This is a genomic window from Pantoea sp. Cy-640 (assembly GCF_011752635.1).
Lineage (GTDB): Bacteria > Pseudomonadota > Gammaproteobacteria > Enterobacterales > Enterobacteriaceae > Pantoea > Pantoea dispersa.
The window spans coordinates 1-17,783 of record NZ_VWXB01000006.1 but is presented as its reverse complement, the minus strand read 5'-3'; the positions used below and the strand labels follow the sequence as shown (position 1 = coordinate 17,783).

Annotated in this window: 28 protein-coding genes; 22 read left to right on the top strand and 6 right to left on the bottom strand. The window is 54.4% G+C overall.

All coding sequences use genetic code 11. From position 1 onward, the window contains the following. Positions 1–14: 14 nt before the first annotated feature. From rpsH to F3J36_RS15855, 16 genes are all read left to right on the top strand, one after another. The gene (gene rpsH / locus F3J36_RS15930) at positions 15–407 is read left to right on the top strand and encodes a 30S ribosomal protein S8 (RefSeq protein WP_021508220.1); all 393 of its coding nucleotides are present in this window, start codon (positions 15–17) and stop codon (positions 405–407) included. A gap of 12 nt (positions 408–419) precedes the next feature. Further along, entirely contained in the window at positions 420–953 is a 534-nt protein-coding gene (rplF, locus tag F3J36_RS15925) for a 50S ribosomal protein L6 (RefSeq protein ID WP_007891676.1), read from the top strand. A 9-nt stretch (positions 954–962) separates the two neighbouring features. Further along, positions 963–1,316 carry a 50S ribosomal protein L18 gene (gene rplR / locus F3J36_RS15920; RefSeq protein WP_013510760.1) on the top strand — a complete coding sequence of 118 codons (354 nt, stop codon included), beginning with the start codon at positions 963–965 and terminating at the stop codon, positions 1,314–1,316. Between the two features lie 14 nt (positions 1,317–1,330). Next, complete coding sequence (rpsE, locus tag F3J36_RS15915) at positions 1,331–1,831, top strand: 30S ribosomal protein S5 (RefSeq protein WP_010618560.1); 501 nt, start codon at positions 1,331–1,333, stop codon at positions 1,829–1,831. Between the two features lie 5 nt (positions 1,832–1,836). Further along, positions 1,837–2,016, top strand: a complete 180-nt coding sequence (gene rpmD, locus F3J36_RS15910; RefSeq protein WP_013510758.1) for a 50S ribosomal protein L30 — start codon at positions 1,837–1,839, stop codon at positions 2,014–2,016. A 3-nt stretch (positions 2,017–2,019) separates the two neighbouring features. Continuing rightward, on the top strand, positions 2,020–2,454 hold the full coding sequence (rplO, locus tag F3J36_RS15905; protein WP_021508221.1) for a 50S ribosomal protein L15: 435 nt from the start codon (positions 2,020–2,022) through the stop codon (positions 2,452–2,454). Positions 2,455–2,461: 7 nt separating this feature from the next. Continuing rightward, positions 2,462–3,793, top strand: coding sequence for a preprotein translocase subunit SecY (gene secY / locus F3J36_RS15900; RefSeq protein WP_021508222.1), 1,332 nt, complete (start codon positions 2,462–2,464; stop codon positions 3,791–3,793). A 32-nt stretch (positions 3,794–3,825) separates the two neighbouring features. After that, positions 3,826–3,942 (top strand): 50S ribosomal protein L36, encoded by a 117-nt coding sequence (gene rpmJ, locus F3J36_RS15895; RefSeq protein ID WP_071813610.1) that lies wholly within the window; start codon positions 3,826–3,828, stop codon positions 3,940–3,942. A gap of 146 nt (positions 3,943–4,088) precedes the next feature. Further along, the gene (gene rpsM / locus F3J36_RS15890; RefSeq protein ID WP_021508223.1) at positions 4,089–4,445 is read left to right on the top strand and encodes a 30S ribosomal protein S13; all 357 of its coding nucleotides are present in this window, start codon (positions 4,089–4,091) and stop codon (positions 4,443–4,445) included. Positions 4,446–4,461: 16 nt separating this feature from the next. Beyond that, positions 4,462–4,851: a 30S ribosomal protein S11 gene (rpsK, locus tag F3J36_RS15885; RefSeq protein ID WP_004160563.1), complete on the top strand. Its 390-nt coding sequence runs from the start codon at positions 4,462–4,464 to the stop codon at positions 4,849–4,851. Between the two features lie 33 nt (positions 4,852–4,884). After that, on the top strand, positions 4,885–5,505 hold the full coding sequence (gene rpsD, locus F3J36_RS15880; RefSeq protein ID WP_010618555.1) for a 30S ribosomal protein S4: 621 nt from the start codon (positions 4,885–4,887) through the stop codon (positions 5,503–5,505). A 25-nt stretch (positions 5,506–5,530) separates the two neighbouring features. Further along, positions 5,531–6,520, top strand: coding sequence for a DNA-directed RNA polymerase subunit alpha (gene rpoA, locus F3J36_RS15875; RefSeq protein WP_007891688.1), 990 nt, complete (start codon positions 5,531–5,533; stop codon positions 6,518–6,520). Positions 6,521–6,560: 40 nt separating this feature from the next. Next, positions 6,561–6,947 (top strand): 50S ribosomal protein L17, encoded by a 387-nt coding sequence (gene rplQ, locus F3J36_RS15870; protein WP_003850180.1) that lies wholly within the window; start codon positions 6,561–6,563, stop codon positions 6,945–6,947. 111 nt (positions 6,948–7,058) lie between these two features. Beyond that, a complete protein-coding gene (locus tag F3J36_RS15865; protein ID WP_166720008.1) occupies positions 7,059–7,430 on the top strand; it encodes a DUF1992 domain-containing protein in 372 nt (123 codons plus the stop codon). 1 nt (position 7,431) lies between these two features. Further along, complete coding sequence (gene zntR / locus F3J36_RS15860; protein ID WP_166720007.1) at positions 7,432–7,869, top strand: Zn(2+)-responsive transcriptional regulator; 438 nt, start codon at positions 7,432–7,434, stop codon at positions 7,867–7,869. 50 nt (positions 7,870–7,919) lie between these two features. After that, complete coding sequence (locus tag F3J36_RS15855) at positions 7,920–8,138, top strand: alternative ribosome-rescue factor A (RefSeq protein ID WP_021508226.1); 219 nt, start codon at positions 7,920–7,922, stop codon at positions 8,136–8,138. An 18-nt stretch (positions 8,139–8,156) separates the two neighbouring features. On the opposite strand, the gene mscL is transcribed toward F3J36_RS15855, so the two are convergent. The 5 genes from mscL to def form a co-directional block, all read right to left on the bottom strand. After that, a complete protein-coding gene (gene mscL, locus F3J36_RS15850; protein WP_021508227.1) occupies positions 8,157–8,567 on the bottom strand; it encodes a large-conductance mechanosensitive channel protein MscL in 411 nt (136 codons plus the stop codon). A gap of 108 nt (positions 8,568–8,675) precedes the next feature. Next, complete coding sequence (gene trkA, locus F3J36_RS15845) at positions 8,676–10,052, bottom strand: Trk system potassium transporter TrkA (RefSeq protein WP_021508228.1); 1,377 nt, start codon at positions 10,050–10,052, stop codon at positions 8,676–8,678. A 31-nt stretch (positions 10,053–10,083) separates the two neighbouring features. Next, entirely contained in the window at positions 10,084–11,370 is a 1,287-nt protein-coding gene (gene rsmB, locus F3J36_RS15840; protein ID WP_166720006.1) for a 16S rRNA (cytosine(967)-C(5))-methyltransferase RsmB, read from the bottom strand. A gap of 45 nt (positions 11,371–11,415) precedes the next feature. Beyond that, entirely contained in the window at positions 11,416–12,360 is a 945-nt protein-coding gene (fmt, locus tag F3J36_RS15835) for a methionyl-tRNA formyltransferase (protein ID WP_166720005.1), read from the bottom strand. Positions 12,361–12,381: 21 nt separating this feature from the next. After that, on the bottom strand, positions 12,382–12,894 hold the full coding sequence (gene def / locus F3J36_RS15830) for a peptide deformylase (protein WP_021508231.1): 513 nt from the start codon (positions 12,892–12,894) through the stop codon (positions 12,382–12,384). Positions 12,895–13,009: 115 nt separating this feature from the next. Here def and dprA point away from each other — a divergent pair, with 115 nt between their 5' ends. Genes dprA through F3J36_RS15800 form a run of 6 tightly spaced genes read left to right on the top strand, consistent with a single transcriptional unit; the run spans position 13,010 to position 16,796 of the window. Further along, on the top strand, positions 13,010–14,134 hold the full coding sequence (gene dprA, locus F3J36_RS15825) for a DNA-protecting protein DprA (protein ID WP_166720004.1): 1,125 nt from the start codon (positions 13,010–13,012) through the stop codon (positions 14,132–14,134). Beyond that, positions 14,106–14,579, top strand: a complete 474-nt coding sequence (gene smg, locus F3J36_RS15820) for a DUF494 family protein Smg (RefSeq protein ID WP_031279836.1) — start codon at positions 14,106–14,108, stop codon at positions 14,577–14,579. The genes dprA and smg overlap by 29 nt, the downstream gene beginning before the upstream one ends. 24 nt (positions 14,580–14,603) lie before the next feature. Continuing rightward, positions 14,604–15,152 (top strand): type I DNA topoisomerase, encoded by a 549-nt coding sequence (locus F3J36_RS15815; protein ID WP_031279837.1) that lies wholly within the window; start codon positions 14,604–14,606, stop codon positions 15,150–15,152. Between the two features lie 2 nt (positions 15,153–15,154). Beyond that, positions 15,155–15,730 carry an L-threonylcarbamoyladenylate synthase type 1 TsaC gene (gene tsaC / locus F3J36_RS15810; RefSeq protein WP_058776573.1) on the top strand — a complete coding sequence of 192 codons (576 nt, stop codon included), beginning with the start codon at positions 15,155–15,157 and terminating at the stop codon, positions 15,728–15,730. A 2-nt stretch (positions 15,731–15,732) separates the two neighbouring features. After that, positions 15,733–16,551, top strand: coding sequence for a shikimate dehydrogenase (gene aroE / locus F3J36_RS15805; protein ID WP_058759901.1), 819 nt, complete (start codon positions 15,733–15,735; stop codon positions 16,549–16,551). Further along, positions 16,548–16,796, top strand: a complete 249-nt coding sequence (locus F3J36_RS15800; RefSeq protein WP_058759902.1) for a DUF1488 domain-containing protein — start codon at positions 16,548–16,550, stop codon at positions 16,794–16,796. Before aroE ends, F3J36_RS15800 begins: the two co-directional genes overlap by 4 nt. On the opposite strand, the gene F3J36_RS15795 is transcribed toward F3J36_RS15800, so the two are convergent. Further along, positions 16,772–17,326 carry a gamma carbonic anhydrase family protein gene (locus F3J36_RS15795; protein ID WP_058759903.1) on the bottom strand — a complete coding sequence of 185 codons (555 nt, stop codon included), beginning with the start codon at positions 17,324–17,326 and terminating at the stop codon, positions 16,772–16,774. The genes F3J36_RS15800 and F3J36_RS15795 overlap by 25 nt on opposite strands. Positions 17,327–17,783: the final 457 nt, after the last annotated feature.

Below are 17,783 nucleotides of genomic sequence, written 5' to 3'. Positions count from 1 at the left end.
CGGGAGTAACACAGATGAGCATGCAAGATCCGATCGCGGATATGCTGACCCGTATCCGTAACGGTCAGGCCGCGAACAAAGTTGCGGTCTCTATGCCTTCCTCCAAGCTGAAAGTGGCAATTGCCAACGTGCTGAAGGAAGAAGGCTATATTCAAGATTTTAAAATCGAAGGCGACATCAAGCCGGAACTGGAACTGACTCTTAAGTACTTCCAGGGTAAAGCTGTTGTAGAAAGCATTCAGCGTGTTAGCCGTCCAGGTCTGCGCATCTATAAGAAAAAAGATGAGCTGCCAAAAGTTATGGCCGGTCTGGGCATTGCTGTAATTTCTACCTCTAAAGGTGTCATGACTGATCGTGCAGCGCGCCAGGCTGGTCTTGGTGGCGAAATTATCTGCTACGTAGCGTAATCGGAGGATAAAATGTCTCGTGTTGCAAAAGCACCTGTCGTTGTTCCTGCCGGCGTAGAGGTAAAACTCAACGGTCAGGAAGTTTCGATCAAAGGCAAAAACGGCGAGCTGACTCGTACTATCAACAGTGCTGTAGAAGTTAAGCATGCAGACAACGCCCTGACTTTCGCTCCACGCGAAGGTTATGCGGATGGTTGGGCACAGGCAGGTACTGCCCGTGCGCTGCTGAACGGCATGGTTATCGGTGTTACCGAAGGCTTCACCAAGAAGCTGCAACTGGTTGGTGTTGGTTATCGTGCAGCTGTTAAAGGCAACTCTGTGAGTCTGGCCCTGGGCTTCTCTCACCCGGTTGACCATGCACTGCCGGCCGGCATCACTGCTGAATGTCCAACTCAGACTGAGATCGTGCTGAAAGGCGCTGATAAACAGCTGATTGGTCAGGTTGCAGCTGATCTGCGCGCCTACCGTCGTCCTGAGCCTTACAAAGGCAAGGGTGTTCGTTACGCCGACGAAGTCGTGCGTACCAAAGAGGCTAAGAAGAAGTAAGGTAACACTATGGATAAGAAATCTGCTCGTATCCGTCGTGCGACCCGTGCACGTCGCAAGCTCAAAGAGCTGGGTGCTACTCGCCTGGTGGTACATCGTACCCCGCGTCACATTTACGCACAGGTAATCGCCCCGAACGGTTCCGAAGTTCTGGTTGCTGCTTCTACTGTAGAAAAAGCTATCGCTGAACAACTGAAGTATACCGGTAACAAAGACGCCGCTGCAGCTGTAGGTAAAGCTCTGGCTGAGCGCGCTATCGAAAAAGGCATCAAAGATGTTTCTTTCGACCGTTCCGGTTTCCAATATCATGGTCGCGTCCAGGCACTTGCAGATGCTGCTCGTGAAGCTGGCCTTCAGTTCTAAGGTAGAGGTCTAAGATGGCACACATCGAGAAACAAGCTGGCGACCTGCAGGAAAAACTGATCGCGGTAAACCGTGTCTCTAAAACTGTGAAAGGTGGTCGTATTTTCTCCTTCACCGCTCTGACTGTAGTGGGTGATGGTAACGGCCGCGTTGGTTTTGGTTACGGTAAAGCGCGTGAAGTTCCAGCAGCGATCCAGAAAGCGATGGAAAAAGCTCGTCGCAATATGGTTAATGTCGCGCTGACTCACGGCACCCTGCAGCACCCGGTTAAAGGTGCGCACACGGGTTCTCGTGTGTTCATGCAGCCGGCTTCTGAAGGTACCGGTATCATCGCCGGCGGTGCAATGCGCGCCGTTCTGGAAGTCGCTGGAGTTCATAACGTTCTGGCTAAAGCCTATGGTTCCACCAACCCGATCAACGTGGTTCGTGCAACTATCGACGGCCTGGGCAATATGAAGTCTCCGGATATGGTTGCTGCCAAGCGTGGTAAATCCGTTGAAGAAATTCTGGGGTAATCACGATGGCTAAGACAATCAAAATTACACAAACCCGTAGCTCAATCGGCCGCCTGCCTAAGCACAAAGCCACTCTGGTTGGTCTGGGTCTGCGTCGTATTGGTCACACCGTTGAGCGTGAAGACACGCCAGCTGTACGCGGTATGATCAACGCGATTTCTTACATGCTGAAAGTGGAGGAGTAAGAGATGCGTTTAAACACTCTGTCTCCGGCCGAAGGGTCTAAACACGCTTCCAAGCGTCTGGGCCGTGGTATCGGTTCTGGCCTCGGTAAAACCGGCGGTCGTGGTCACAAAGGTCAGAAGTCTCGTTCTGGCGGTGGCGTACGTCGTGGTTTCGAGGGTGGTCAGATGCCTCTGTACCGTCGTCTGCCGAAGTTCGGCTTCACCTCGCGCAAATCATTCGTGACTGCAGAAGTGCGTCTGTCTGATCTGGCGAAAGTGGAAGGCGGTATCGTCGACCTGAACACGCTGAAAGCAGCTAACATCATCGGTGTACAGATTGAGTTCGCGAAAGTGATCCTGTCTGGTGAAGTATCTGCACCTGTTACGATTCGTGGTCTGCGTGTCACCAAAGGTGCTCGTGCTGCAATCGAAGCTGCTGGCGGTAAAATCGAGGAATAAGTAGCAGATGGCAAAGCAACCGGGATTAGATTTTCAAAGTGCCAAAGGTGGCTTTGGTGAACTGAAGCGCAGACTGTTGTTTGTAATCGGTGCACTGATTGTCTTCCGTATTGGCTCTTTTATTCCAATCCCCGGTATCGATGCCACTGTACTTGCCAAACTGCTTGAGCAACAGCGTGGCACCATCATTGAAATGTTTAACATGTTCTCTGGTGGTGCTCTCAGTCGTGCCTCAATCTTCGCGCTGGGTATTATGCCGTATATTTCGGCCTCTATTATTATCCAGCTGCTGACGGTGGTTCATCCCGCGTTGGCCGAGATTAAGAAAGAGGGTGAAGCTGGTCGTCGTAAGATCAGCCAGTACACTCGCTACGGCACACTGGTTCTGGCTATATTCCAGTCGATCGGTATTGCTACCGGTCTGCCGAATATGCCTGGAATGCAGGGCCTGGTATTAAATCCAGGCTTTGCTTTCTACTTTACCGCTGTTGTAAGTCTGGTTACCGGAACCATGTTCCTGATGTGGCTGGGCGAACAGATTACTGAACGAGGTATCGGTAACGGTATTTCGATCATTATCTTCGCGGGTATTGTTGCGGGTTTACCGCCGGCCATTGGCCATACCATCGAGCAAGCGCGGCAAGGCGACCTGCACTTCCTTCTGTTGCTGTTGGTTGCAGTTCTTGTATTTGCAGTGACGTTCTTTGTTATTTTCGTTGAGCGTGGCCAGCGCCGCATTGTGGTCAACTACGCTAAACGTCAGCAAGGTCGTCGTGTATATGCTGCACAGAGCACACATTTACCGTTGAAAGTGAACATGGCGGGCGTAATCCCAGCCATCTTTGCTTCCAGCATTATCCTGTTCCCGGCGACGATAGCATCCTGGTTCGGGGGCGGTACCGGTTGGAACTGGCTGACAACAATTTCGCTGTATTTGCAGCCAGGACAGCCGCTTTATGTGCTACTCTATGCGACTGCAATCATCTTCTTCTGTTTCTTCTACACGGCGTTGGTTTTCAACCCGCGTGAAACAGCAGATAACCTGAAGAAGTCTGGTGCATTCGTACCGGGAATTCGTCCGGGAGAGCAAACGGCGAAGTACATCGATAAAGTAATGACACGTCTGACCTTAATCGGCGCACTGTATATTACTTTTATCTGCCTGATCCCGGAGTTCATGCGTGATGCCATGAAGGTTCCCTTCTACTTTGGCGGCACCTCGCTGCTGATTGTAGTGGTTGTCATCATGGACTTTATGGCTCAAGTGCAAACTCTGATGATGTCCAGTCAGTACGAGTCTGCATTGAAGAAAGCTAACCTGAAAGGCTATGGCCGTTAATTCAGTAGCTTGAGAAGTTACGGAGAGTAAAAATGAAAGTTCGTGCTTCCGTCAAGAAATTATGTCGTAACTGCAAAATCATTCGTCGCGACGGTGTCGTACGTGTGATCTGCAGCTCCGAGCCTAAGCATAAACAGCGCCAGGGCTGATTAAGTCACATATTTTTCTTGCAAAGTCGGGTTGAGCTGGCTAGATTAGCCAGCCAATCTTTTGTATGTCGATGCGTTTCCATTTGAGTATCCTGAAAACGGGCTTTTCAGCATGGTACGCATTTATTTAATTATAGGAGTGCATAGTGGCCCGTATAGCAGGCATTAACATTCCTGATCAAAAACATACCGTTATCGCATTAACTTCGATCTTCGGTATCGGCAAAACCCGTTCTAAAGCCATCTGTGCTGAAACGGGCATCGCTGAAAATGTTAAGATCAGTGAGCTGTCTGAAGAACAAATTGATCAGCTGCGTGAAGCAGTTGGTAAATTCGTTGTTGAAGGTGATCTGCGCCGTGAAATCACCCTGAGCATCAAGCGTCTGATGGACCTTGGTTGCTACCGTGGTTTACGCCATCGTCGTGGTCTGCCGGTGCGCGGTCAGCGTACTAAGACCAACGCACGTACCCGTAAGGGTCCGCGTAAACCGATCAAGAAATAATCGGGGTGAGTAAATAATGGCAAAGGCACCAGTTCGTGCACGTAAGCGTGTAAGAAAACAAGTCTCAGATGGCGTGGCTCATGTCCATGCGTCTTTTAACAACACCATCGTTACTATTACTGATCGTCAGGGTAACGCACTGGGTTGGGCAACCGCCGGTGGTTCCGGTTTCCGCGGTTCACGTAAGTCTACTCCGTTTGCTGCTCAGGTCGCTGCAGAGCGCTGTGCAGAAGCCGTGAAAGATTACGGTATTAAGAACCTGGAAGTTATGGTTAAGGGTCCGGGTCCAGGCCGCGAATCTACTATTCGTGCTCTGAACGCCGCTGGTTTCCGCATCACTAATATTACTGATGTGACTCCGATCCCTCACAACGGTTGTCGTCCGCCGAAAAAACGTCGCGTTTAACGTTCCGTTTTTTAGGTTAGTTGGAGAAAGAAAATGGCAAGATATTTGGGTCCTAAGCTCAAGCTGAGCCGTCGTGAGGGCACCGACTTATTCCTTAAGTCTGGCGTTCGCGCGATTGATTCCAAGTGCAAAATTGAACAAGCCCCTGGTCAGCATGGTGCGCGTAAACCGCGTCTGTCTGATTACGGCGGCCAGTTACGTGAAAAGCAAAAAGTTCGTCGTATCTACGGCGTGCTGGAGCGTCAGTTCCGTAACTACTATAAAGAAGCAGCGCGTCTGAAAGGCAACACCGGTGAAAACCTGTTAGCTCTGCTGGAAGGTCGTCTGGATAACGTAGTTTATCGTATGGGCTTTGGTGCCACTCGTGCAGAAGCACGTCAGCTGGTTAGCCACAAATCTGTAATGGTAAACGGTCGCGTTGTTAACATCGCTTCTTATCAGGTATCTCCGAATGATGTCGTAAGCATCCGTGAGAAAGCCAAAAAGCAATCTCGCGTGAAGGCCGCTCTGGAGCTGGCTGAGCAGCGTGAAAAGCCAACCTGGCTGGAAGTTGATGCGACTAAGATGGAAGGTGTGTTCAAGCGTATTCCTGAGCGTACCGATCTGTCTGCGGACATTAACGAACACCTGATCGTCGAGCTTTACTCTAAGTAAAGCTTAGTACCAAAGAGAGGACACAATGCAGGGTTCTGTGACAGAGTTTCTAAAACCGCGCCTGGTAGATATCGAGCAAGTGAGTTCGACGCACGCCAAGGTGACCCTTGAGCCGTTAGAGCGTGGCTTTGGCCATACTCTTGGTAACGCACTGCGCCGTATTCTGCTTTCTTCCATGCCGGGTTGCGCGGTGACCGAGGTTGAGATTGATGGCGTGCTGCACGAGTACTCCACCAAAGAGGGCGTACAGGAAGATATCCTGGAAATCCTGCTCAATCTGAAAGGGCTGGCGGTAAGAGTTCAGGGTAAAGATGAAGTCATCCTTACGCTGAATAAATCTGGCATTGGCCCTGTGACTGCAGCCGACATTACCCACGACGGTGATGTCGAAATCGTCAAGCCGCAGCATGTGATCTGCCATCTGACCGATGAAAACGCGTCTATTAGCATGCGTATCAAAGTTCAGCGTGGTCGTGGTTATGTGCCGGCTTCTGCCCGAATTCATTCGGAAGAAGATGAGCGCCCAATCGGCCGTCTGTTGGTTGACGCTTGCTACAGCCCTGTAGACCGTATCGCCTACAATGTTGAAGCAGCGCGTGTAGAACAGCGCACCGACCTGGACAAGCTGGTCATCGAAATGGAAACCAACGGCACAATCGATCCTGAAGAGGCGATTCGTCGTGCGGCAACCATCCTGGCAGAACAACTGGAAGCTTTCGTTGACTTACGTGATGTACGTCAGCCGGAAGTCAAAGAAGAGAAACCAGAATTCGATCCGATCCTGCTGCGCCCTGTTGACGATCTGGAATTGACTGTCCGCTCTGCTAACTGCCTCAAGGCAGAAGCTATCCACTACATCGGTGATCTGGTACAGCGTACCGAGGTTGAGCTGCTTAAAACGCCTAACCTGGGTAAAAAATCTCTTACCGAGATTAAAGACGTGCTCGCATCACGTGGTCTGTCTCTGGGCATGCGCCTGGAAAACTGGCCACCGGCAAGCATTGCTGATGAATAACCGGATCGCAGGTTAAGGTTTCACTGAGAAGGATAAGGTCATGCGCCATCGTAAGAGTGGTCGTCAACTGAACCGCAACAGCAGCCATCGTCAGGCTATGTTCCGCAACATGGCTGGTTCTCTGGTTCGTCATGAGATCATTAAGACGACTCTGCCGAAAGCCAAAGAGCTGCGTCGCGTAGTTGAGCCGCTGATTACTCTTGCCAAGACCGACAGCGTAGCTAATCGTCGTCTGGCATTCGCCCGTACTCGTGATAACGAGATCGTGGCAAAACTGTTTAACGAGCTGGGCCCGCGTTTCGCGAGCCGTGCCGGTGGTTACACTCGCATTCTGAAGTGTGGCTTCCGTGCTGGTGACAACGCTCCGATGGCATACATCGAGCTGGTTGATCGTCCAGAAGCTCAAGCAGAAGCTGCTGCAGAGTAATTTGCAGTAACGTAAAAAACCCGCTTCGGCGGGTTTTTTATTGCCTGTCATTTCTTCCCATTTCCCCTCCATTCGCTATGCTGTTGGCAGACATGCCTGCAGGAGGTTTCTATGTGGCTTATCGATCAGCTGGCTGAGCAACACATCCGCGCCGCTCAGGAAAAGGGCGAGCTGAGCAATCTGCCTGGTGAAGGTGCGCCGCTCACGCTGGACGATGACAGTGGTGTGCCGGCGGAATTGCGCAGTGCCTGGCGACTGCTGAAAAACGCCGGTTATCTCCCACCGGAACTGGAGATGCGCCGCGACGCACTGGCACTGAGCGATCTGCTTCGCGAACTCGATCCTGATGACAGCGAGGCGCGTGAACTGGCCAAACGGCTGACATTGCTGGAAATGAAGCTGCAGCAGGCCGGCATGAGCACCGATTTTCTGCGTGGCGAATACCGTCCGGCGATCGGTCAGCGGCTACGGCAGGAGAAATAGTATGTATCGCATTGGCCAGCTGGCAAAACTGGCGGACGTGACGCCGGACACCATCCGCTTTTATGAAAAGCAGCAGATGATGGATCATGAGGTACGCACCGAGGGCGGCTTCCGCCTGTACAGCGATCACGATCTGCAGCGCCTGCGTTTTATCCGTTACGGCCGGCAGCTTGGTTTCAGCCTGGAATCGATCCGCGACCTGCTGTCGATCCGCATCGATCCAGAGCATCACACCTGTGAAGAGTCAAAAGCGATCGTGGCGAAACGGCTGGATGAGGTGAACAGTATGATTGGCGAACTGCAAACCATTCAGCGCTCACTGCAACGGCTGGCGGAAACCTGTTGTGGCGACCGCCACAGTAGCGCCTGCTGTTCGATCCTCGAGGCACTTGAAACCGGTGAAGATCCGCATCCTGAAATTTGTTGTAGCAAGGATTGAATTCTGGCGCGCAGGGACTATAGTTGCGCCATCACTAACCGGAGGACGATATGAGTCACTATCAGCATCGAAAAGGCAAAATTAACGATAACGCCCTGGAAGCCCTGTTACACGATCCGCTGTATCGCCAGCGAGTTGAGCGCAATCAGAAGGGGAAAGGCAGCTACCGGCGTAAAGATAAACACGCGAAAGGAGCGAATCAGGAGGCCAGCGGTAAGCAACAGTGTTTACCTCTGGCCTTCTGCTTTAGTGACAAAAAAGCCGCCTGAACAGGCGGCTTTTATTCATCACACTTTATTATTTTGTTGCTTAAGCAGGTCGCGAATCTCGGTCAGCAGCACTTCTTCATTAGTCGGTTTAGGCGCTGGTTTTTCCACTTCTTTCTTTTTATACAGTTTATTCATTACTTTGATGGCAATGAAGATAGCAAACGCCACGATGATGAAATCAAATACCGTCTGAATAAAGTTACCGTATTCCATCACCACCGCGGGGATATCGCCTTCTGCTGGCTTGAGTACCCATTTAAACTGCTTAAAGTCGACGCCGCCAATCAGTAAACCGAGCGGTGGCATAATGATGTTCGCAACCAGTGACGATACGATCTTACCGAACGCAGCACCGATGATCACACCGACCGCCAGGTCCACTACGTTGCCGCGCATCGCGAAATCACGAAACTCTTTGAATAAACTCATTGTTATCTCCTTGCCTTGGCCAATGGCTAAAGTCTAACAAACCTTCGTGTAATTGCCATTATAACAATGGATTAAACACCACTCTCACTGCAGCCCAATCACAACCCGTTACAGGAAGAACGGGCTCGGCTGGAACAGACGCTCCACGTCCGGCACAAACTTTTTGTCGGTGAGGAACATGATCACGTGGTCGCCTTGCTCAATACGCACATTATCATTGGCGATGATCACGTCGTCACCACGCACCACTGCGCCGATAATGGTGCCCGGCGGCAGTTTAATATCTTCAATCAGGCGGCCGACCACGCGCGAAGTGGTTTCATCACCGTGGGCGATGGCCTCGATGGCTTCTGCAATACCGCGGCGCAGTGAAGAGACGCCGACAATATCGGCTTTGCGCACGTGGCCAAGCAGCGCAGAAATCGTGGCCTGCTGCGGTGAGATCGCAATATCGATCACGCTGCCCTGCACCAGATCGACATAGGCGCGACGCTGGATCAGCACCATCACCTTTTTCGCGCCCATCTTTTTGGCCAGCATCGCTGACATGATATTGGCTTCATCGTCGTTAGTGACGGCGATAAACAGATCGACCTGATCGACATGCTCTTCTGCCAGCAGTTCCTGATCCGAGGCATCGCCATAGAACACGATGGTATCCTGCAGATGTTCAGCCAGTTCAGCCGCGCGCTGCTGATTACGTTCAATCAGCTTAACGCTGTACTGCTTCTCCAGCCGTTGCGCCAGGCCAAAGCCGATATTACCGCCGCCGACCAGCATAATGCGTTTATAGGGCTTTTCGAGGCGCTGCATCTCGCTCATCACCGCACGAATATGCTGACTGGCGGCAATAAAAAATACTTCATCGCCAGCTTCGACGATCGTCGATCCCTGCGGGCGGATCGGGCGATCCTGACGGAAAATCGCGGCCACGCGGGTATCGATATGCGGCATGTGTTCACGCAGGATCGACAGCGGATTGCCCACCAGTGGTCCGCCGTAATAGGCTTTGACCACTGCCAGGCTGACTTTGCCCTCGGCAAAATTCACCACCTGTAACGCGCCAGGGTACTGAATCAGCCGATAGATGTTGTCGATCACCAGCTGCTCGGGCGAGATCAAATGGTCGATGGGCACCGCTTCCGGCACAAACAGCTTTTCCGCATCGCGCAGATAATCGGCGGCGCGGATACGGGCAATGCGATTTGGCGTGTTAAACAGCGAGTAAGCAATCTGACAGGCAATCATGTTGGTTTCGTCAGAGCTGGTGACCGCCACCAGCATATCCGCATCTTCGGCGCCGGCTTCACGCAACACGCGCGGGTGCGAACCATGGCCCTGCACCACGCGCAGGTCAAACTTATCCTGCAGCACGCGTAAGCGTGAGGGATCGCTATCAACCACGGTGATGTCATTGTTTTCGCCCACCAGGTTTTCGGCGAGCGTGCCGCCCACCTGGCCGGCGCCGAGGATAATAATTTTCATGGATACGTTGCTCTTGTCACTGTGCGCTGCACTATTTTTTCATCAGCTTAGCGTAGAAGAAACCGTCGCCGCCATCGATGGCAGGGAAAACCTGCCAGCCGTTAAGTTGCCCCTGTGGCAGTGCCTGCGGCACCGCATCGTCATGCGTCGCGAGGAAAGCCTCGATCTGCTGCTGGTTCTCCTGCGGCAGCACTGAGCAGGTGGCATAAAGCAGCGTACCGCCCGATTTCAGGCGTGGCCAGATGGCCGCCAGAATCTCACGCTGTAGCGCGGCGAGTTCGTCGATATCGCGATCGCGGCGTAGCCATTTGATATCCGGATGGCGTCGAATAACGCCGGTGGCCGAGCAGGGCGCATCCAGCAGGATGCGGTCAAATTGCTGCTCGCCGCACCAGGCTGCTGGCGTGCGGCCATCGCCCTGACGCACGTCAGCCTGCATCCCCAGACGCTGCAGGTTTTCCGTCACGCGCGACAGGCGCTGCGCATCGATATCCACCGCCATTACGCGGGCCTGCGGCGCAATTTCGAGAATATGGGTGGTTTTGCCGCCGGGCGCAGCGCACAGGTCGAGAATGGTTTCGCCGTTTTCCGGCGCCAGCAGCAGGGCACAACGCTGAGCAGAGAGATCCTGCACCGTCACCCAGCCCTGCTCAAAGCCTGGCAGCTGACTGACCGGAGCCGGTGCTTCAAGACGCAGCGCATCCGGCGCGTCAGCACTAAACGCATTTTGATTCTGCTGGGTTAATAACGCCAGCCAGGCGTCACGGCTGTGATGCTGACGATTCACGCGCAGCCACATTGGCGGTCGCTGATTGTTTGCTTCCACAATCTGCTGCCACTGCTCCGGCCACGCGGTCTGCAACCGTTTCAGCAGCCAGCCCGGATGCCAGTAGCGCTGCGGGCCCTGATTGACCTCTGCCAGCAGTGCGTCCTGCTGACGCTGGAACTGACGCAGCACGCCGTTAAGCAAGCCTTTCAGATTTGCCCGCTTCAGTGCTTCAGCCCCGGCCACGGTTTCGGCCAGCGCGGCATGCGGCGGAACGCGGGTATACAGCAGCTGATACAGGCCCACCATGATCAGATAGTGCAGCACGCGCTGTTTGCCGGTTAACGGCCGCGCCATCAGCTTATTAATCAACGCTTCCAGCTGCGGCAGCGTGCGCGTCACGCCAAAACACAACTCCTGCAGCAGCGCGCCATCGTTGTTTGCCAGCGTTTTTTGCGCAGCGGGCAGAATCGCGCTCAGCGATTCCCCTTTATCCACCACGCGTTCAATCAGTTGCGCGGCAAGGCTGCGCAGGTTGGTCGCTTTTTTCATATTCATTCATCAAACAAAAAGCCCGGCTGAGACCGGGCTGGAGAATCAGGCCAGAACGGTGCCAGGTGTAAACCATTCACGACGCGAATTGAGCAGATCCTGCGCCGCCATGGCTTTTTTGCCGGCAGGCTGCAGTGAGAGCAGATTCAGCACGCCGTCAGCAGTCGCGATCTGGATGCCGTGTTTGTCAGCCTGCAGAATTTCTCCCGGCTGGGCGCTGCGGTGCGGTAATACGCTGGCCTGCCAGACTTTGACCGGCTGATCGTCGATGAGGAAATAACTCACCGGCCATGGATTGAAGGCGCGAATGCACCGTTCCAGCTGAACAGCAGAGAGCGACCAGTCAAGACGTGCCTCTTCTTTGCTGAGCTTTTCCGCGTAAGTTACCAGGGCCTCATCCTGCACTTCGGGCTGCGCGCTGCCGGCGGCCAGCAGACTGAGCGTGGTCAGCATCCCCTGCGGGCCCAGCTGCGCCAGCTTGTCGTACAGCGATGCGCTGGTATCGTCGGCATTAATCGGGCAGGTTATTTTGTGCAGCATATCGCCGGTATCCAGACCCACGTCCATCTGCATGATGGTCACACCGGTTTCGTTATCGCCGGCCCACAGTGAGCGCTGAATCGGTGCCGCACCGCGCCAGCGCGGCAGCAGCGAGCCGTGTACGTTGATGCAGCCAAGGCGCGGCATTGTCAGCACCGCCTGAGGCAGGATCAGACCATAAGCGACGACCACCATCACATCGGCCTGTAGCCCGGCAACCAGCTGCTGATTCTCTTCCGGCTTCAGGGACTTTGGCTGAAACACGGGAATATCATGCGCCTGAGCCAGCACTTTTACCGGGCCCGGCGTGAGTTTGTTGCCACGTCCGGCTGGGCGGTCGGGCTGAGTAAAGACGCCAACTACCTGATGCTCAGAAGCAAGCAGCGCGTCGAGATGACGCGCTGCGAAGTCAGGAGTACCGGCAAAAATGATTTTTAACGGTGCAGACACAGTTCAACCTTCTGTTCGCTCTCAGGATGCTCGCGCATTCTGGCGGGCCAGTTTTTCCAGTTTCTGTTTAATACGCTGACGCTTCAGCGGCGACAGATAATCAATAAACAGTTTACCGTCGAGATGGTCGATCTCATGCTGGATGCAGATCGCCAGCAGACCGTCGGTTTCCAGCTCGAAACTGTTACCGTCGCGATCCAGCGCGCGCACTTTGACCCGCTCGGCACGCGGCACAAACGCCCGCTGTTCCGGGATCGACAGGCAACCCTCTTCGATACCGGTTTCGCCGCTTTTTTCCAGCAGCTCCGGGTTAATCAGCACCAGGCGCTCTTCGCGGCTTTCAGAAACATCAATCACGATGATGCGCTGGTGAATATCCACCTGCGTCGCCGCCAGACCAATGCCTTCTTCGGCGTACATGGTCTCAAACATATCGTCGACAATACGCTGAACGTCAGCATTCACAGCCGCAACGGGTGCAGCAATTTTGCGAAGGCGATCGTCAGGGAAATGTAATACCTGCAAAACTGACATAAATATCCAGATCTGTATGCGTTAAAGAAAAGATTACTGCCTCATATTGTAGACTTTTTAGGGCCTGATTGACAGCATTGTGCCGCATCGGAGCACGGCTGACAGGGAGCGCAGCATGGAACGCAGTGAAAGGATTATCAGGCTGACTTACGTCTGGGGTTTAAGCGGTGAGCGCGCCCGTCAGTTCATCATGGCGCTTCTGGCCGCCAGCCACGTTGACGACGCATGGCTGCAGCAGCACGGGCTGGACGACACGCAGCGGCAGCAGTTTCTCGCCCTCTGTCCACGCCAGCTGGAAAAAACGCAGCGCTGGCTGCAACAGGCGCAACATCATCTGATTACCTGCACCGATGCACAATATCCCGCCCGGCTGCGGGAAATCAGCCGCTATCCGGCTGCCCTTTATATAGCGGGCGACCTCACTGCACTCGCGACACCGCAACTGGCGGTGGTCGGCAGTCGTCACTGTTCGCCGTATGGCAGAGAATGGGGCAGCTGGTTTACCCAGCAGCTGGCGCTAAGCGGTTTGACCATCACCAGCGGGCTGGCGCGCGGTATTGATGGCGTGGCGCATCGTGCCGCGCTGGAAGTGCAGGGCAAAACTCTGGCCGTGCTGGGCAGCGGGCTGAATCATCTCTATCCGAAAAGCCATCAGCCGCTGGCACAGGAGATCATCGCCAGCGGCGGCGCGCTGGTTTCAGAACTGCCGCTGTCGATGGCGCCCCATGCGGTAAATTTCCCGCGGCGTAATCGTATTATCAGCGGCCTGAGCCATGGCGTGCTGGTGGTTGAAGCGTCACTGAAGAGTGGCTCGCTGGTAACGGCGCGGTATGCGCTGGAACAAAACCGTAACGTGTATGCGCTGCCTGGCGCACTGGGTAACCCTGGCTGTGAAGGCACGCACTGGCTGATTCAGCAGGGGGCGCTGCTGGTGGCGCATCCCAACAATATCCTTGAGGATTTGCATTCTGCCCTGCAATGGTTGCCGGCCAGCATCTCTGAAACAATATATTCACAACTCAGTGATGATGTGCCATTGCCATTTCCCAGCGTGTTGGCTAACGTAGGTGATGAGGTTACACCTGTTGACGTCGTCGCTGAACGTGCCGGCCAACCTGTGCCAGTCATCGCAGCGCAATTGCTGGAGCTGGAGTTAGCAGGATGGATCGCAGCTGTACCCGGCGGCTATGTCCGATTGAGGAGGGCATGCCATGTTCGACGTACTTATGTACTTGTTTGAGACGTATATCCACAACGAGGCTGAAATGCGCGTTGACCAGGATAAATTGACCGATGACTTAACCGATGCCGGTTTTCATCGCGAAGATATCTACAATGCGTTGAATTGGCTTGAGCGGTTAGCGGATTATCAGGATGGTCTGGTTGCGCCAGTGTTGCTGGCTAACGATCCGCTCTCCATGCGAATCTACACGGAAGAAGAGAGCCAGCGTTTAGATGCCGAGTGTCGTGGTTTTATTCTGTTCCTGGAGCAAATCCAGGTGCTGAATATGGAAACGCGCGAAATGGTCATCGAACGGGTTATGGCGCTTGATACGCTGGAATTCGATCTGGAAGATCTCAAATGGGTGGTGCTGATGGTGCTGTTTAACATCCCCGGGTGTGAAAATGCCTATCAGCAGATGGAAGAACTGTTATTCGACGTCAATGAAGGTATGCTGCATTAATTTGCGATTAATGCATTCGGTAATATGAGTAAACCAGCACTATTTACCGTGCGTAAACACGATCCCTGCCCCGCCTGCGGGGCAGAATTAGTGATACGTGCCGGCAAACACGGGCCTTTTCTCGGCTGTGTTAATTATCCAACCTGCGACTATATCCGCCCGCTGAAAAGTCAGGGTGATGGCCATATTGTCAAAGTGCTGGAAGGCCATGCCTGCCCGCAGTGTGGTGCGGACAAAGTGCTGCGCCAGGGGCGATTCGGCATGTTTGTCGGCTGTAGCCACTATCCGGAGTGTGATTACACGGAAACCATCGATAAGCCGGACGAAACCGCAATTGCCTGCCCGCAGTGCGCCAGCGGCAAGCTGGTGCAGCGCCGTTCACGCTATGGCAAAACCTTCCACGCTTGCGATCGTTATCCTGACTGCCAGTTCGCGATCAACGCCACGCCGCTGGAAGGTGTCTGCCCCCATTGCCAGTTCCCGTTATTAATAGAAAAGAAAACCGCACAGGGCATGAAGCGCTTCTGCGCCAGCAAACGCTGCGGCAAGCCCATCGCCCAGGATGAAGAGTGATCATGAACCAGAGCCAGCATGCACCCGGAAGCCTCGACTTCTGCATCGAACAACTTCAGCAACAGCAAGTGATTGCTTACCCTACCGAAGCCGTATTCGGCCTTGGCTGCGATCCGGACAGCGAAAGCGCGGTGATGGCCCTGCTGGCACTGAAACAGCGCCCGGTAGAAAAGGGTCTGATTCTGATCGCCGCTGATTATACGCAGCTTGAGCCTTATATTGCCGATCGCGAACTCACCGTGCTGCAGCGCGAACGTATGTTTGCCAGCTGGCCGGGTCCGGTCACCTATGTGGTGCCTGCTTCGCCGCATACGCCGCGCTGGTTAACCGGCCGCTTTGATTCGCTGGCGATTCGCGTCAGCGATCATCCGCAGGTTCAGGCGCTGTGTCGCGGGTTTGGCAAGCCGCTGGTCTCAACCAGCGCGAATTTAACCGGTCAGCCGCCGTGCCGCAGCGCCGCCGAAGTGGCAGAGCAGTTTGGCTCGCAGTTCCCGGTGTTGCAGGCGGCCACCGGCGGTCGCCTGAATCCTTCTGAAATCCGCGATGCCATCAGCGGTGAACTCATTCGTCAGGGCTGATTATGGAAAAGTTTGCCGTTTTTGGTCATCCCATCGCCCACAGCAAATCTCCGTTTATTCACGCCGCTTTTGCTGAGCAGACCGGTATTGAACATCCTTACGGACGCATCTGCGCACCGCTGGAAGGGTTCCCGCAGGCGATAGAGGCGTTTTTTGCGGCTGGTGGCAAAGGCGCCAATGTTACGCTGCCGTTTAAACAGCAGGCATGGGAATTCGCGGATGAGCTCAGCGAACGCGCGGCATTATCCGGCGCGGTAAATACCTTAAAGAAGCGAGCCGATGGTTCGATTCTGGGTGATAACACGGACGGCATCGGCCTGCTGAGCGATCTGCAACGGCTGCAGCTGATCCGGCCGGGCGATCGCATTCTGCTGGTGGGTGCGGGCGGCGCGGCGCGTGGGGTGATCCTGCCGCTGCTCTCGACGGGCTGCGCGCTGGTGGTGGTTAACCGCACGGCAGAACGCGCGCAACAGCTGGCTGAGCTTTTCCAGCACAGTGGGGCGATCCAGGCGATGAGTTTTGATCAACTGGCCGGCGAACGTTTTGATCTGATCATCAATGCCACCTCCAGCGGCGTAGCGGGCGACGTGCCGCCGCTGCCGGTTACGCTGATTGATGCGCAGGTGCGCTGTTACGACATGTTTTATCAGCAGGGGCTGACGCCATTTCTGGCGTGGTGCCAGCAGCACGGCACACAGCAGCTGGCGGATGGACTCGGCATGCTGGTGGGCCAGGCGGCGCATGCGTTTCAGCTGTGGCATGGTGTTATGCCGGAGATCGCGCCGGTCATCGATCAACTTAAACAGGCGATGCAGGCATGAATCAGGCTATCCAGTTTCCCGATCGGGAAAGCTGGGACGCAGTCCGGCAGGCGGTGCTGTTCCCGGTCTTAGTTAATGGTATGGGACTGACCTGCGCAATATCGCTGCCGGCGCTGCAGCAACGTTTTGGTGCCGGAGAGGCGATGGCGCTGTTTAGCGCGCATCGCTGGGATCTGGAGGAAGAGGCCGAGCAGTTGCTCCGGGCGGAACAGGCCGACGATCAGGGCTGGCTGTGGCTGCCCTGAGCCAGATATTCATCTTTCCAGCCGACATAATTGCTGGCCGAATAAAGCAGTCCGGCTATTTCCGCTTCGCTTAGCGGTCGGATCTGCTTCACCGGGCTGCCTAAATAGAGATAGCCGCTTTGCAGGCGTTTACCGGGTGGCACCAGGCTGCCGGCGCCAATCATCACCTCATCTTCGACGATCGCGCCATCCAGCAGGATCGAGCCCATACCCACCAGTACGCGGTTGCCAATGGTGCAGCCGTGCAGCATTGCTTTGTGTCCTACTGTTACGTCTTCACCGATGATCAATGGAAAGCCATCGGGATTACTGCTGGATTTATGCGTAACGTGCAGCACGCTGCCATCCTGGATATTGCTGCGTTTACCAATCACCACTTTATTCACGTCACCGCGAATTGCTACCAGTGGCCAGATGCTGACATCATCAGCCAGCTCGACTTCGCCAACGACCACGCTGCTGCTATCCACCATCACGCGCTCGCCGGTGTGGGGAATATGTTGCTTATAAGGGCGCAGGGCTACAGACATTCTATTTCTCCTTTTCTGATGTTTCCCGCTAGCCTGCGGCTTCCGGTGCGGGTAAACAAGCTGATTTTTGCGCGGATCGCTCGCGATCGCAGCGAAAAGAGTGAAAACTCGCCAGTCGATAAAAAAGATCGAAAAAAGGGGTTGTGCAAAAAATCCGGATCCCTATAATGCGCCACCACTGAGACGGCAAAGCGGCAACGCAGGCGGCTCAGCAGGGCGTGAAGTGATTCACCCCGCCGGAGAAAAGCGCTGAAAAAAGTGTTTGACTCTGAAGGAGGAAAGCGTAATATACGCCACCTCGCGACAGCAGGCCGAGCGCCGCGTCGCACCGCTCTTTAACAATTTATCAGACAATCTGTGTGGGCACTCGCAGGATTGATATCAGCGTCTCCGGACGTAAAAAATATCAAGTCTTTGCTGAGTGAACACGTAATTCATTACGAAGTTTAATTCACAG